Raw genomic sequence first — 15,922 nt, 5'->3', positions numbered from 1 at the left:
TCAATTTGCAAAGAACGAAAAAATTTGACTTTTAATTTTGGATAAAGCACAAAGTATAACTATCACAGTGTAGATACACCAAACAGCCAGGGAACAAAAGTAAATGAAGCTCAAATGAATAAAGTATTAAGCAAAAGTGGAATGTAAAAAACAACTTGGAGGGAATACATATGTCAGCATTTTTAAATTTAATTGCTTTAATATCATTAATTACTTCAATCGTATTTTTCGTGAAAGGGTTCAAGAATAAACCGAAATTCAAGAAAGCCACTTTATTCTTTTGTGCAACATGGGTTTTATGGTTCGTATCAGCTATGATTGACCCGGAACCAACAAAGGTAAATGGAAAGCAAGAAGCTAAGGCAGTAGATAAACAGGAAGCAAAGCAAGAAATAGAAACTAAAAAAGAAGAAAAGGTGAAACAGGAAGAGGCCAAGAAACAGCAAGAAGCAGAAGAAAAGGTGAAACAGGAAGAAGCTAAGAAACAGCAAGAAGCAGAAGAAAAGATGAAACAGGAAGAAGTTAAGAAACAGCAAGAAGCAGAAGAAAAGATAAAACAGGAAGAAGTTAAGAAACAGCAAGAAGCAGAAGAAAAGATAAAACAGGAAGAAGTTAAGAAACAGCAAGAAGCAGAAGAAAAGAAAGATAGCGGGTTAAATGAAGTGCAAGCACAAGAAAAAGCAGAACAATTGAAGCTGGCGCAAGGTCAGGGTGCGCGTAATAAAGATGTCAAGTTATCACAATTAGGGGTTCAAACAATAAAAGATGGAATCAAATATACGACACCAGCGCAAGATATTCACATTGAAGCGAAAGATAGTTTAACAAGAATTGTTGCCATTATGCCAGTCGGAACAACGAAAGAAAAAGCAAAAGAAGTTGGCGATTCATTGGCACGACAAGTAGCAAGTTTTGGAACGATGGGATTATATGTTGATTTACGCTCACCTAGCAAAGACTATTTAGGCGAATATTGGGAGAATTTTAGCGGTGATATTGGTATCTTTGACAGTAACGAAAAACAGTTAGCACGTGGATACATTAATAAATTGAATCCAACTAAAATAAAATGGTAACTTTGACAGAAAACGAGTTATTTTTTTGGGGGGATTAGTTGTATTTGTAGTTTGCTGGCGATACTCCAAATTACAAATACCTGATGAGTATAAACGTTTCTATAAATCTACTAGTGTATGTTTGTATCTATAATAGGGGTACCGCCACATCGCTATCAAGCTAATAAAAAGAAATGCTCCCTAAAAAACGAAACTCAGGAAGAAGCAAAGGCAGTTGTAAACGACATTATTACTGATCCTAACGGAAAAACACTCTTAACTGTTGCTATGGCATTGGTAATAGGAGGGATATTTATGGTTGGTAGTATTGTAAATTATGACTATGAACCACCTGTAAATCCAAATATACGAAACGATCATTCTTTCTCATTATGTTCACTGGTAGCCTTTTTAGAGAAGCTAGATGTGTTTATAATAAAACTAATGAATTGGATAATATGTAGCCTATAAAAAATCCTTGCCATTTCCATAAGATGGCCAGGATTTTTTATGTACAAAGGAAAAGACACCCTAAGGTGCCTTTCTCCGACTAGAATCACTTTAATTTTAATAACATCATTTTACAACGACAAATATATCTTTAATCTTTTATATGATATTTTATCATTTTTTTAGTTAATTGCATGTAACTGGTGAAAAATAAGTTATTTTTTGTAAATCCCTTTTCTCCATATCCATTCAATAGGACCGTAGCGGAAATATTTACTCCAAATTTTGCTTAATATAATTTGCACAAAGATAATTAAAATCCCGAAGATACATAGTTGCCAGTAATATACCTGTGAGACATCTTTGAAGTACAACGAAAGAATGACAAGGGTTAGTATACTTTGGCTAATGTAATTCGTTAAAGCATACTTGCCTACGTTCATAAAGGGTTGCAGCCACTCTATATATTTTTTATTCTCACAAACCCTAAGTAGAGTACAAATATAGAATATAGCTAGCATTTTCCCTCCAAATAAAATCCATAGTTTTATATCCTGAGAGTAATAGACATCCGTATTTATAAAATAGTAGATAATAGGACAAGAGAGAAGGCATGAAATGCATAACGAACTCCACTGGATAAATCTAATTTCCTTTATTAATTCCGGTACCTTTTTAAAAATATCTTTCTTACCAGCCCATAAACCAATTAAAAATAAGCCTATATATTCCGGAATTCCTATTAGTAATTGTTGAAATTCCTCGGTCATTAAAAAGAACAGACGAGCTCTTACTTGATGTGAATAATGTGTAAAAAGATTTACAGTGTGATTGGTAGTGTTGCCTGTAAACATATATTGATAGTAACTTGGTACTACGGAAATAGAAGAACTTGCTTGTATAAATAAAATAGCATGTAGTGTATAGCTAACAAGTAGAGAGATGCAGCCAACTATAAAAATAAGCTTTGTAGATCGCTTATAAAAGAACAATAGGATAAAACCAGCTAAGGCATATGCGTGTAGAATATCTCCATACCATAGAAAGATAAAGTGGAGTAAACCAAAGAGTAGCAAAATGCACAATCTACGGCTAAACAGTTTATACATAGAATAGCCTTTTTCTTCCGCGTTTTTTATAAAGATATAAAATCCTACTCCAAATAAGAATGCAAAAATAGTATAGAATTTTGCTTGTATAAACAAATCTATTAAAAAACGAATCAATTTATCTGTACCAGAGTAACCGGCTTGATTAAAGGGATCTAGTCCCGTCATAGTAGGTAGATTAGCAAATAGGATACAAATTATGGATATTCCCCTTGTTATGTCTAAAGAATGAATACGAGCGTTTTGTTGCATGTAAATTCCCCTTTCTTACAAAGAAAAACGAGCACTATATTAAGTAGCGCTCGAATTACGTCTCGCAAAAAATCCGTCATATGTGGCAGCTGACACTGCACCTTCTAGGCGTTCAATTTCTTCGCCTCTGTTATAAGCTACAACAACTGGAGTGCCAGGAATGTTGAACTCTTGAAAGGCACTTTGATTTTCTGGTGTAGAAATATCAATACGATAGATGGTTCTATCATGCTTTTTTGACATACTATTGATATCTGGTGCAGCCTTTTTACAATAATGGCAGGTTGGTTGATAGTAATACGTAATAAACTCTTCATGGGATTGTATTTTTTGCTTTAATTCTTCTTTTGAAATATCTTTAATATTTTTGGGTGATTCTTTTGTTTCTGCAGCTGACACCATTGTTTTGTTTGGTGTTACAGTCTCTGGGTTAACAGATTCATTTTTAGTTAAAGTAAAGATAACGATACAAGTAACGCATAACGTAGTGACAATTGCTCCAATTTTGTAGATTTTTTTCATAGTAAATTCCTCCTTAAAATAAAAAAAGGACAAACCTCGCCCGAGTTAACTGGGCGTAAGGTTTGTCCTTCACGCTACGTACAATAGAGTATAAACAATGGTAACAAATTTTCTACTTATATTTTAACATGGAATCTATATAAAATACTATATAAATATTTAGGTTAAGAAACAAAAACCAAGAAATTATTAATAATTTCACGTACCATATAATTAATAAAATACAATCCAAAAAAGAAATAAGGAATTCTATTTTATTAAATGAAAACAGAGTAGGTGGAATGATATGAAATATTGCATATTTTGCATATTGAATATTATGATATACTTTCGAGGTATGATACATATTTTCTTTAGATTGGAAAACTAAACCTTATCTACCCATTTTCAGGGGCACCGTATGGCGTTTTTTTTCTAAAGTGAGATACATTTTTTATTGTTGAATTTGTTGTGTAAAGCGGGAGATATAAATTTAGAGAATTGACATTTTAAAACATGAAGAATATAATTCATATATGAAATATATTTTTTGTCTCAGAGAAATAAAAAGATATATAGGATACTTATAAAACCCCATGCGTAGTATTTGGCATAAAAATATCATTATTTATATCTAAATTGTCTAGTATAGACTTCATTCTCTGAAGAAAGGGTGTTTTCTATGCAAACAGCGGCAAGGGAGTTATACAGTGTTATTAGAGATGTTTATCATCAATTACAGTACAACCTTGAAACAGAATTAGAACAGTACAACATTAGCACTGTGCAATTTGGAGTAATGCAAATATTATCTGAAACGGAAAAGGCTTCTATGTCGGATTTGAAGCAAAAAATTGGATGTGCTCCTAGTAATGTGACAACTATGATTCAAAGAATGAAAAGAGACGGTTTTGTAGCAACCACTAAAAATCCATCTGATCAAAGAGAAACTCTAGTCTACTTAACTGAAAAGGGAAAAGATACCAAAGATAAGGTGGCTATTCAATACAAAACATTTCTTGAAGAAAATTTTTCCTATTTTAACGAGGAAGGGTTTAGTTCTTTATTTGAAACTCTCAATGACTACAAGCAGCATTTATCACATGTTAAAAAGGGATAAACAAAAATGTAACTACTAGTTACATTTTTGTTTAAAATATATTTCATATACGAATCATTTTTAGGTAATTACTTCATATATGAAGTAATTCGGTTATTTGATTCATATATGAAACAAATTTATTGAATAAGGGGAGAGATTAACATGAATGACAGAGGAATAAAACCCATGTTGTTTATACTGGCAATTGTAGCATTTTTTATTGGAATGGATTCTTTAGTAGTATCACCATTGATTCCTGATATTGCAAAGGCAACCGTAACACCCATTGAAAAAGGAGGATGGCTCATTACCTCTTATGCTCTATTTTACGGACTAACAGCACCGTTATTTGGTCCGATTTCAGATAAAATTGGGCGAAAACAAATGATTGTAACTGGAATGTTTATTTTCTCAGTAGGTACTTTTTGTACAGGGCTGACACAAGATTTCAGTACAATTTTAGTATTCCGTGCTTTAACTGGATTATCAGGAGCAATGGTTATGCCGAGTATTTTTGCGTTAATAGGAGATAAAATCCCTTATAAAATGCGTGGAATGGCAATGGGGATGATAATGGGAGCAATGGTTGGATCCACTGTGTTAGGTGTACCAATAGGCGCATTCTTAACTTCTATTGGTAATTGGCAGTGGACATTTTATGGTATAGGAATATTAGCACTTTTAGTTACATTTATTGCACTTGGTGCATTGCCTAAAACACCAGCCACAAATCAAATACCAGTATCAGCACCAGTTGCAATGGTTTCAGCTATTAAAACAGCATTTACAAATTCATCTGTGTTTTTCGCATTATTATCTACGTTCTTGTGGACAATTGGATTACAAGGCATGTTCTCATACATAGGCGTATATTACAAAGAAAATTTTGATTACAGTGTTGAAAAAATTGGGATAGTAATTTTTCTTGCAGGTGCCGGTAGTATTATCGGTAATGTAATTGGTGGTAAATTATCTGATAAAATTGGTAAAAAATCCGTCGTATCAATCGCTGCCGTGATTGCAGCAATAGGAGTTATTAGTTTTTCACTACTTACGAATTATGCTGTGCCTGCAATTATTGTTCACGTTTTATGGAGTGCGTCTATTGGTTTAGGTCAATCATCGTTAACAGCGTTAATATCAGAGTTAAGCCCGAAAATTAGAGGAACAGTAATGGCACTGAATAGTTCTGCAATGTATATTGGGATGATGTTTGCATCAGCAGGTGCTTCATGGTTGCTTGTTGATGGAAAAACATTTTTAGCAATCGGGATATTATGTGCAATTGCTAGCTTTCTAGTCTTACCAATAGTTCATTATTTGATCAAGGAAAGTCCTACTTCAGCGCTGAATGAAAAACAAGAACAAGTAAAATAGTACGAAAGAAACATACTCCACAAATCTATATTTTAGTTCTTTCATTAGGAAGAGGCTTACTATCTTTTATAATTTAAATCTCAAAGTAACAATAAAAAGGACTGAATTATGTATTTAACATTATTCAGTCCTTTTTATTGTTTAATATCTATCTTGTTGCTTTTATTTTAATAAATGTGGAGATTCATTCTGTATTCTTTTCTTCGAAGAGTCTATTGTACTAATATTGTGTTTTAATTCCTGGTTGTTTTTATGTTTAATTAGAGAACAAACACTTACAAATGCGACAAAAGACAGACTCACAAGAGAATTAATTCGATTAGATGGATCTATTAAGAACATAATAAATGTACCGGACAAACATAAACAAGTAAAGATTGTAATGTAAGGAAATAGCCAAAGCTTAAAGGCCGGTTCTATTTTATAGCTTTTTCTTAATTTTACTTGCGCCAAACATATACTCATCCACAATAGTAGAATTGTAACACCAGGTACGCTCATTAAATAACTAATTACTTTATCTGGTGTGATGTATGCAAGCAATGAACCTATAAATAAGCAAAGCCCACATGTAATAACGGCATAAAATGGGATCCCATTTTTATTTAATTTACTTAATGTCTTTGGGGCCTCATTGTCTTGGGCGAGTGAGAAAAGTAATCTGGAAGTCGCATATAACCCAGAATTCGCTGCAGAAACTACTGCTGTTAATAGAACAAAATTCATTATGTGAGCGGCGCTATTAAGTCCTAGTAAAGAGAAAAAATGCACAAAAGGACTTCCATGACCAGCTATCTGATTCCATGGAATTAACGCGCAAATAATGATAATTGGAAGTGCATAAAAAAGTACGATCCTAAAAATAAGCCCCTTTATTACTCCTGGTAATACACTTCGAACATCTTTCATTTCGGTAAGTGTTACACCAATTAATTCAGAACCACCATAGGAAAATATAACGATTAGAAGAGCAGAGAAAACACTATTAAGCCCTTTTGGGAAAATCCCTCCGTTATTTGTTAAGTTCATAACAGAAGTGGAAGAATCATTTGAAAAGATTCCAAATATGAAGCAACTACCCAATATAATAAAGATAATTAAGGTAATAATTTTTATACTCGCAAAACCAAACTCTATCTCCCCGAAATACTTAACGTTAATAAGGTTAATTCCAATCAGTATACAGGCTACCAATAAGCTTAGAGCCCATAGTGGTATAGTAGTAAACCAAAAACGTAAAAAGCTGCCGGCAGCTAAAACTTCAACGATTGTAACTAGTGTCCAATTGATCCAGTATAACCAACTTACAATAAATGAAATTCGATTCCCAAATGCCATTCTAATTAATGAATGCATACTAACATTTGGGAATGCTGTAGCCATCTCCGCTAAAGCGCCCATTACAACTAATAAAAGTAATCCGGCTAAAATATATGTGAATATGACAGCTGGACCGGCCAATGAAATTGTATCAGAACTTCCCATAAAAATTCCGGTTCCAATTGTCCCTCCAATGGCTATCAAATGAATATGCCTTGCTTTTAATGAACGTTCTAATGATTGTTTTGTCACAAATAAAACTCCGTTTCTACTATCAAATTAGGGATTTTAACCATGATGTAAAAAGAGTTCTATGGATAGTCATATTGAATTAATTAAAAGAGTGAATTAACAAATTTCTTATGTCAGAATACCATTTTTTTCTTGAAAAAGGAAGTATCTTGAAGTATATTATTTTTTAGATAGTCTTTAAACTTCGAAATTTCGAAATATTAAAATGTTATTATTTACAAAGAAGAATTCGTGTGTTATAACTTTTTTAGGGAGTTTTAACCAAAAGAGTAAAATTAAGTTAACTTATTATCCAGGTAAATTAGCTTAATGGTCTTATTTTACAGAGATATTTCATATATGAACTTCATATATGAAGTTCATGTGTGAAATATATTAAAAGAGTAAATTTAACGATTTTATCTTAGTGTAGCTGGATCGAAAGGGGCAGATAATGGAAATATTAGAGGTGGATCATTGTATTATTGGTGGAAGCCCAGTTGGTTTAACTCTAGCATTATTACTTGGTAAACAAGGGAAAAGAGTAGCTGTTTTAGAGCGTAATCAAGATTTCAGCACTATCAAAGGTGGAGTAGTAATACAACCTAAAACATTGGAATTGTTTGAACATATGGGGATTCTTAACAAACTTGAAAATGTATCTGAAAAAATTTTAGGTGTAGTGGAATACAGTGGTCAGAAAACCCTTTTTGATGCAATGTATTCTTCTAATGCGAACTTAAAACACCCGTTTGCATTAGGAATATCTAATGCGAATTTACAAGAATCTCTCTTATCCTTAGTAGCATTAGAAAAGAATATTGTTTTATATCCAAATGCATCTATTCAAAATTTACGTGAAATGGCTACGAATAAATATGAGGTAGTTGCCGATTTTTCTGGAGAATTAAAGGTGATTAAACCAGATCTGATTTTTGCTTGTGATGGCAAATTTTCTAAAACAAGAGAAATGGCCGGAATTCAGGCGGAAATTGAAGAATTTGATCAAGTAAGTGTGATAATGAAAATTAAAAGACCTACTAATTGGTCAGCAAAAATAAGATTATATCATGGGAAGAATAGGTTATTTGCTATTCCTCTTAAGGATAACTATCTTTACCTAATTTACCTAATAAGCAAAAAGGAACTCGATGTTTTAAAAGGATTATCTATGAATGCATTAATAAATGAATTAATTAATCTTGAACCTGAATTAAAAGAATGTTTAGCCACTATAAAAACTTGGGATAGCGTATTGAGTATACCGTTCTATTCCGCCAAACCAGAAAAATGGAGTAATAGAAATGTAGTTCTGGTAGGTGATAGTGCACATGCAGTACATGTATACGGAGGACAAGGAATGAATATGGCTTTGCTAGATTGTACCCTTTTAGCCCGTTTATGTGAAGAGGCACAAGATTGTGGTTTAGTCGGTAAACATTTTGAAGAAATTCGAAAACCCTTTACCACTGAATTTCAGGATAAGCAGCAATTATATTTAGATAATAGCAATGGGGATGACTTAAATAAAAGTATTTATGCCGATAATTTTAGTTCATTAGTTATAGGCCAAAGTTTAGAAATACCTATTGTAATTAATAGATAATATAAAAATACTTATTAATGGAGGAATTTACAATGCTTTCAACACAAACACAAACAAGAACACTGGATGGTAATACTGTAACAATTGAAGATGTAGTTGCAGTGGCTAGGGAACAAGAGAATACATATTTGTCTAATCAAGCTGAAAAGAAAATGGCTGCTTCCAACGAATTAAAGGAAACATTGATTTCAACAAAACAGCCTATATATGGGGTTACCACTGGATTTGGTGATAGCTGTAAACGTCAAATTTCTCCTGAAAAAACTATTGAATTACAAAGGAATATGGTGCACTTTCAATTAAATGGGGTTGGACCTATTACTAATGAAGAAACAACTAGAGCAACCATGCTTGTACGTGCGAATTGCTTAGCAAAAGGGAATTCAGGTATAAGACCGGTTGTTGTAAAACAATTAATCGAGTATATAAATCGCGGAATATTACCACTCATCCCAGAACGTGGTTCACTAGGAGCTAGTGGAGATTTAGTGCCATTAAGTTATATAGCTTCAGCATTAATAGGGGAAGGTGATGTTCTTTACAAAGGGAAAGTAAGGGATGTAAAAGAGGTACTGCAAGAAGAGGGATTAGAACCCGTTATTCTTGAAGCAAAAGAAGGATTAGCGCTAATTAATGGTACTTCATTCATGTCCGGATTTGCAACATTAGCTATTTCAGATGCTGAAGAATTAGCGTTTGTTGCAGACTTATGTACTGCAATGGCTTCTGAGGCTCTTTTAGGAAATCGGGCTCATTTTAATAAATTTATTTTTGAGGAAAAGCCACATCTAGGTTCATTGAAAAGTGGAGGGAATATTTCCTCATTTTTATCTGATTCAAAGCTTTCCCGAGACTACTCACAGATTTTAAGTGCTAATGACTCAATTGCTGAAAATGGATATTTAGAATTAGATGTCCCAATTCAAGATAGATATTCAATTCGATGTGCTCCCCATATTACAGGTGTTCTTTATGATACTTTAGAATGGGCTAAAAAATGGGTTGAAATAGAAATTAATTCTTCTAATGACAACCCACTATTTGATATTGAAACAAGTAATGTACTTAATGGTGGTAATTTCTATGGTGGTCATATCGCTCAAGCAATGGATTCTTTGAAAGTAGCTGTGGCTAATATTGCTGATTTACTAGATCGTCAATTTGAGCTAATTGTCGATGAAAAATTTAATAATGGATTAACTCCAAATCTAATTCAAGTAGTCTCTAAAGACGATTATGAAGCAGGTTTAAATCATGGATTTAAAGGAATGCAATTAGTTATTTCATCTATTACAGCAGAAGCGTTAAAACAATCAAATCCATCTAGTGTATTTTCTCGATCAACTGAAGCTCATAACCAAGATAAAGTAAGTATGGGTACTATGGCTGCAAGAGATGCACGAACTATTGTAGAAATTGTTCAAAATGTAGCTGCAATCCATTTATTAGCACTGTGCCAAGCAGCAGACTTACGTGGAGTAGATAAATTGAGCTCTACTACGCGTAAAGTATACGATTTAATTCGAAAAGATATTCCATTCGTTGAAAAAGATCGTCGTATGGATACAGATATTCAACACGTTGTCTCACTAATTCGTCAACGAGTATTCAGTAAAAATATTTAATTGAGTGAAAATCAAATAAAGATGTGGTATTCAGTACCTCATCTTTATTAAATTAAAAAAGAGGAGCCATAAAAAATGCTACATGTTACTGATGAATTAACAGATGTTCGGTTAACTGTTGAAAATCGTATAAAAGAAATTATTGAGGATACTGGGAAAACTATTGAATTTTGGGATCAGGAAACTCTAGAAAGTTTCACATTAGAATCTTTAAAATTAACAGTAAAACAAGCTGCTAAATCTAACTTTTATCAAGACCGTTTTGAGAATAGTAATATTGATATACAATCATTTGCCGATTTTGAAAAGCTACCATTTACATATCCTTTTGAAATTAAGAATAGATTATCAGATATTCTAGCAATTGGTATGGACGAGGTGCAACAAATTAATATGAGTTCTGGGACGACTGGAGGTCCTACAACTTATATTGCATATTCATTATCTGATCTAAATGGTGATGGTGCTTACTATGCTCCAGGTGGATTATTTAAATTTGAAACTAATGAATTGGTATTTATAGCATTACCTTATGAAATGGCAACTGTAGGTACCGGATTACATAGAGATGTACGTAGACAAGGTGCTGCCATTCTTCCTGCTGGTAAAGGTGGTCCTTATAGTTCACAGGAACGTTTAATCCAAGCGATTCATGATATTAGACCAACAACTTTGTTTAGTACACCAAGTTATTCCTATCATTTATCAGAAGTTTATAAAGAAACTTATCCAAATGATATTATAAGCATTAAAAAGGTTGTTATCGGTGGAGAAGGTGCTTCTCAAGGAATGCGGGAGTTAATAGCAAAGTCTTGGGGAGCAGAGGTTAAACAATTTTATGGTAGCACCGAAATTGGTTGTGTAGGGTATACATGTGAACAAGGGCATTATCATTTAACAGCTGGAAATGCTTATTTAGAAGTAATTGATGATAATGGAGAAAGAGTTCCAAATGGGACAACAGGGAAAGTGGTTTTAAGTACATTAGGGAAAGTTGCTACACCACTTATGCGTTATGAAACAGGTGATATTGGTTTGATTGAAACAACACCTTGCGAATGCGGGAGAACATTACCACGAATTCAAATATATGGCCGATCAGGTGACCAAATAGTAAATCCTAAAAATGGACAATATATTTCTCCATATGCTTTTGAAAATATACTATTAAGTGTTATACCAAATTCAAAACCATGGTACCATGTGGCAGTTAGAGAGAATGGTGTTTATTTTGTAGCGGAAAGACCTGATATTTCGGATGGAGAATTACAATCCTCTGAAAAGCAATTCAAAGAAATTATAAGTAAGAGATTTTCTTTTGAATTTGATGGGATTGAATGGGCAGCTGTAGGTTCGTTAGATCGCCCAAACACTAAAGTTAGAAGAATTAAGAACGAAATTTAGTTTTAGGGACAATTCAAAACATTAACTTGATGTTCATCTGGTACCGCTAGCATTTGTTTAGCGTTATAGGAAGTTAATTTTTAATAAAAAAGCAAACTCCTCCCCGAACGGAGAGGAGTTTGCTTTTTTCAACAATGTAAAAACAATTAAAATGCTTGTTTGTTATACTCCTTAATGTATCTGAACAATAAGGTTGTCCCTACTATATTAGACACAATGCTGACTCCTAACATTACAGCCCATGCAACATTCTGAACGCTCATTGTCAAAGTTAACATGAGGAAGCACATGCCAACCGCAACAAACAAGAAACCTAAAAGTTTATTCATTATTGTACACCTCCCTTTTATATTTTGATATTATAATTAAGTGATATATCACGTGATTTTTGGTGCATATGGTATTCATGTTAAGTTAACATAATGTCTTATTATCAGTAGTCAATAATGAATAGAATTTTCTTTATGGGGAATTTTTACTCTTTAGGTTAATGGTGATGAGGGTCTCGAAATCTTAGCTTGATAGCGATGTATGGTGACCCCTGAGATGGAAAAAAAAACATATCTGAAATATGGATAACCTTCTTCGCATGTCGAATAATAAAAAAGGACTTTAATAGACGTTAAATGTTCTTATATACACTACATGATAAAGGAGGATTTGGATTGATAACAACACAACATCAACATCGTAAACTCTTTTCGGAAATCAAAGTAGATACAGAAAAAATCGGCCATGAGTTAGAAGCGCTTATTGCTAGCACTAGCCCTGCTGAGAGAGAAGAAGATAGAGTAGTAATGGACGATACCAATATTCAAATTGTTCGTAAAAATCAGAAAAATCTGGACGATAGTGAAATTGAGGCATTTAAGAATGCAGTTAATAAGTTGATTCAAGATGGGACTTATAAAAATTTAACCGAAATCCATGCCGATATGTCCCACAATCAGCATGGTTCCATGGGTGCAAAGGGAGCCTTAAGATTTTTATCATGGCATAGACGCTTTCTATTAGAATTTGAAAAAGAGTTACAAAAAGCCGACCGTTCATTACGTCCACAAGCGACTACACTCATTACTATCCCGTATTGGCGATGGGTGGATGATTTTCCATCTTGGTTAGAAGGTTTTCTACCTGCAACTGATCCAGAAAGTGGTAATCCAGTACCTCCTCGTACATATAAGAATGCTGATTCAAGCCTAAAACCTACTTCTAGTGATGTCGACTACATCATTAATGGCTTTGATCATCAGCTGTCTGGATTTACGGTTAACAAGTATACAAAATTCACGTATGGGTTAGAAGGAAATGGAGTAAGATCAGATGGCACAGAACTTCCTGCCCATAACCAGGTGCATCAGTGGATCGGGGGGATCATGGATGACCTCAGTTATTCCCCTACTGATCCAATGTTTTGGTTACATCATGCTGAGGTTGATCGTTTATGGCATATTTGGCAAAACAATAATCCTGGTCTTAACCCACCATTAACGGGGGTAAATAAGATAATGGATCCATGGCAAGAAGACTCAGACCAACTTGCTTCAATAACAGTTCTAGGCTATAAATACGAAAGTGATATCCAATAAAAAATCCTGACATTAACAGCAACTTCAAATGTTATCATGGTTGATCCAGCTGCAGACCAAAGTGTAGGACACACGATTATCAAATGGAAAAAGATTTTTTTCAACCTCTCTACCTTGACTGGTGGAGGGTTTTTTTACATAAAGATAAATTTATTAAGTTTGGGAGAAGTCTTCGAATGTATGTCATTAATTCAAATTCCATATTTTATCCATAATTTTTATAGAACAAGAGATGTACAATTATTATCATCTTTTGTCGAATTTCTCAAATGTAAAGGCATTAAATAACCTTGCTTGCATAAAACTTATGCTATCTACTTCTTTAGAACACCTTAAGGCGTTATTGTTTGCCTTTATGGCAACGAATGATGCTGTTGGGGCTCGTTGTAAGACAAATACGTTTACATGTCTTCAGTGTAAAACCCTTATCAAAATAAGGTTTTTTACTCCTAAGTTTAGATAATTAGAAAAAAACACGCTAAAAAAATACAATAAGCTGCCCATATGGACAGCTTATTTACATAATTACCGTTCTCGGAAGTTGTTTGATTTGTTTTTTTACCATTTTAAATCTAATAAAAGCTGAATTACTTGAAATACCATTTGAAAGCATTTGTGTATAAGATTTTATCAGTAGCTTGTTCATCAAATAGTTGTTGAATTAATTCAATATCTGTATACTCAAAAGATCTTTTTGCTCTTGTAGATGGTAAATCTGTTCCAAACATAAGAGCATCTGGATTAATTTCATAAATCGTTTTTAAGGCACTTTTAACATTCAAATCTACACGACCAAAACCAGTAGCTTTCACATGTACCCCTTTATCAACTAGCTTTAATAAATGTGGTAGTCCTTCTTCAGATAACCCTAAATGGTCGATTGATATTGCTGGTAATTTTTCAATAGTTGATGCAATTTCGGGCAACTCTTTGGCATCAATATAAAGCTCACTATGCCACCCTACTAGATTATGAACTCTTCTAGCAAAGTAATCCAACTTTGATAAATCTTCTGAACCGCCTCTTTTAATATTAAAGCGTAATGCTTTTACCCCATTTTCATTTAAATTTAGTATTTCTTTGTCAGTCACTGTAAAAGGTAATTGTGTTACACCACAAAATGTTGAACCCACTTGTTTAAGTGCCTTTAATAAATATTCTTGGTTAAATCCTTGGAATGACCCTGATACAATAGCTCCACCTAATACATTTAAATCAGAAGTTGTATTTTGATAATCTTCTACAACATAACTGGGGGGCAAATATCCTTGGTTTTCGATAATTGGAAAGTTAAAATCGATAATATGAAAATGCGCATCAAAAATTCTCATTATAATTCCCCTTTTTTCTTTAACATATCAAAGAGGATATATAAAATAAATTATGGATTTTCAATGTAAATTCATAACTATATCTTATGGAATTTAACTGCCCTGTTAAATAGTCTATACATTCAAGGTTAACATAACGCATCATTATAAGAACTGAATAAGGATCTTCAAATTGAAAGATTCCTATCTTTTCTACCTAGATGTAAAGGGGGTATGTGTAATCATCAGCTGTGGCTATAAAATTTCTCATTTCATAAAATGCTCCACCGGATTCGTCCCAACATCGAGAGAATACCTCATTAGGGAGGGAAGTGATCATATCTCCTTTCCATACATACTGAGCATTATTTGTGCTACGGGCGAAGAAGAAAAATTTTTTATTTTTCGCTTTTTCGCCAAACACGGTTACTTGTCCTCTAGGTGGAATTTGCCACCAACCTTTTTTTCTCCATTGGCTACCAGTACAGCTTCTGTCATAGAAGGCGATGGCTACCTCCAAGGTTAAACTAGTATCGTTTCTAAATGTAAGTGGCATTGCTGTTACTCCTTTCCCTTGTATAGTAATGTGTCACAGAGTCATGGATAGGAGAATATGCATAATTTAAATTTTGCTCATTAGTATCTTTACCATAGGTATAATTTGAAGGTACTGATTCTGAAATAACTCGGTTTGCTACTCGATTTAAGTCATAAGTAGGTAGCATATACCAAGGGTCTGTTTTATATTGCTGATATGGATGGTTATATTCATAATGTAAATCCAGATTAGGTTTCAATAAAGGTATATAATATGGATGACACAAAGACAAACACTCCTTATTATAATTGTATTTTTCTGGATATTATATTCAAATGTGTGATTTTCAGGTGATTGTCTATATATAATTGGGTGATTGTCTATATAATAGGATTCGTTTTGATGGTGTTAGATTTTTTGGTTTCAAAAATACAACTTAATAATATTTGAAAT

General features: G+C 33.2%; 12 protein-coding genes and 1 pseudogene. 8 read left to right on the top strand and 5 right to left on the bottom strand.

The window, feature by feature from the left end; genetic code table 11:
• The first annotated feature begins 170 nt into the window (after positions 1-170).
• Both H6481_RS20715 and H6481_RS20710 read left to right on the top strand, forming a co-directional pair.
• Positions 171-1,076 carry a multimodular transpeptidase-transglycosylase / penicillin-binding protein 1A/1B gene (locus H6481_RS20715; protein WP_182813044.1) on the top strand — a complete coding sequence of 302 codons (906 nt, stop codon included), beginning with the start codon at positions 171-173 and terminating at the stop codon, positions 1,074-1,076.
• A gap of 129 nt (positions 1,077-1,205) precedes the next feature.
• Positions 1,206-1,519: pseudogene (locus tag H6481_RS20710) on the top strand (hypothetical protein).
• A 201-nt stretch (positions 1,520-1,720) separates the two neighbouring features.
• Here H6481_RS20710 and H6481_RS20705 read toward each other — a convergent pair.
• Together H6481_RS20705 and H6481_RS20700 are read right to left on the bottom strand one after the other, a co-directional pair.
• A complete protein-coding gene (locus tag H6481_RS20705; protein ID WP_182813042.1) occupies positions 1,721-2,866 on the bottom strand; it encodes a DUF418 domain-containing protein in 1,146 nt (381 codons plus the stop codon).
• Positions 2,867-2,905: 39 nt separating this feature from the next.
• Positions 2,906-3,388 carry a thioredoxin family protein gene (locus H6481_RS20700; RefSeq protein WP_182813040.1) on the bottom strand — a complete coding sequence of 161 codons (483 nt, stop codon included), beginning with the start codon at positions 3,386-3,388 and terminating at the stop codon, positions 2,906-2,908.
• A gap of 661 nt (positions 3,389-4,049) precedes the next feature.
• On the opposite strand from H6481_RS20700, the gene H6481_RS20695 reads away from it, so the two are divergent.
• The gene (locus H6481_RS20695) at positions 4,050-4,487 is read left to right on the top strand and encodes a MarR family transcriptional regulator (RefSeq protein ID WP_074603209.1); all 438 of its coding nucleotides are present in this window, start codon (positions 4,050-4,052) and stop codon (positions 4,485-4,487) included.
• 144 nt (positions 4,488-4,631) lie between these two features.
• Entirely contained in the window at positions 4,632-5,846 is a 1,215-nt protein-coding gene (locus H6481_RS20690) for an MFS transporter (protein ID WP_182813039.1), read from the top strand.
• Positions 5,847-6,008: 162 nt separating this feature from the next.
• On the opposite strand, the gene H6481_RS20685 is transcribed toward H6481_RS20690, so the two are convergent.
• Complete coding sequence (locus H6481_RS20685; protein WP_182813037.1) at positions 6,009-7,418, bottom strand: amino acid permease; 1,410 nt, start codon at positions 7,416-7,418, stop codon at positions 6,009-6,011.
• Positions 7,419-7,851: 433 nt separating this feature from the next.
• On the opposite strand from H6481_RS20685, the gene H6481_RS20680 reads away from it, so the two are divergent.
• From H6481_RS20680 to H6481_RS20665, 4 genes are all read left to right on the top strand, one after another.
• Complete coding sequence (locus tag H6481_RS20680; RefSeq protein WP_182813035.1) at positions 7,852-9,003, top strand: NAD(P)/FAD-dependent oxidoreductase; 1,152 nt, start codon at positions 7,852-7,854, stop codon at positions 9,001-9,003.
• Positions 9,004-9,035: 32 nt separating this feature from the next.
• A complete protein-coding gene (locus tag H6481_RS20675; RefSeq protein WP_259347384.1) occupies positions 9,036-10,628 on the top strand; it encodes an aromatic amino acid ammonia-lyase in 1,593 nt (530 codons plus the stop codon).
• 75 nt (positions 10,629-10,703) lie between these two features.
• The gene (locus H6481_RS20670) at positions 10,704-12,032 is read left to right on the top strand and encodes an AMP-binding protein (protein WP_182813031.1); all 1,329 of its coding nucleotides are present in this window, start codon (positions 10,704-10,706) and stop codon (positions 12,030-12,032) included.
• A 665-nt stretch (positions 12,033-12,697) separates the two neighbouring features.
• The gene (locus H6481_RS20665) at positions 12,698-13,621 is read left to right on the top strand and encodes a tyrosinase family protein (RefSeq protein ID WP_182813028.1); all 924 of its coding nucleotides are present in this window, start codon (positions 12,698-12,700) and stop codon (positions 13,619-13,621) included.
• Between the two features lie 587 nt (positions 13,622-14,208).
• On the opposite strand, the gene H6481_RS20660 is transcribed toward H6481_RS20665, so the two are convergent.
• Both H6481_RS20660 and H6481_RS20655 read right to left on the bottom strand, forming a co-directional pair.
• On the bottom strand, positions 14,209-14,952 hold the full coding sequence (locus tag H6481_RS20660; RefSeq protein WP_182813026.1) for an amidohydrolase family protein: 744 nt from the start codon (positions 14,950-14,952) through the stop codon (positions 14,209-14,211).
• 196 nt (positions 14,953-15,148) lie between these two features.
• Complete coding sequence (locus H6481_RS20655) at positions 15,149-15,487, bottom strand: DUF1036 domain-containing protein (protein ID WP_182813024.1); 339 nt, start codon at positions 15,485-15,487, stop codon at positions 15,149-15,151.
• Positions 15,488-15,922: the final 435 nt, after the last annotated feature.

Origin of the sequence: Bacillus sp. ME78 (assembly GCF_903970865.1) — a bacterium.
Taxonomy (GTDB): Bacteria; Bacillota; Bacilli; order Bacillales; family Bacillaceae_G; genus Bacillus_A; species Bacillus_A cereus.
The sequence above is the reverse complement of the archived record's forward strand: the minus strand, read 5'-3'. Positions and strand labels throughout refer to the sequence as shown.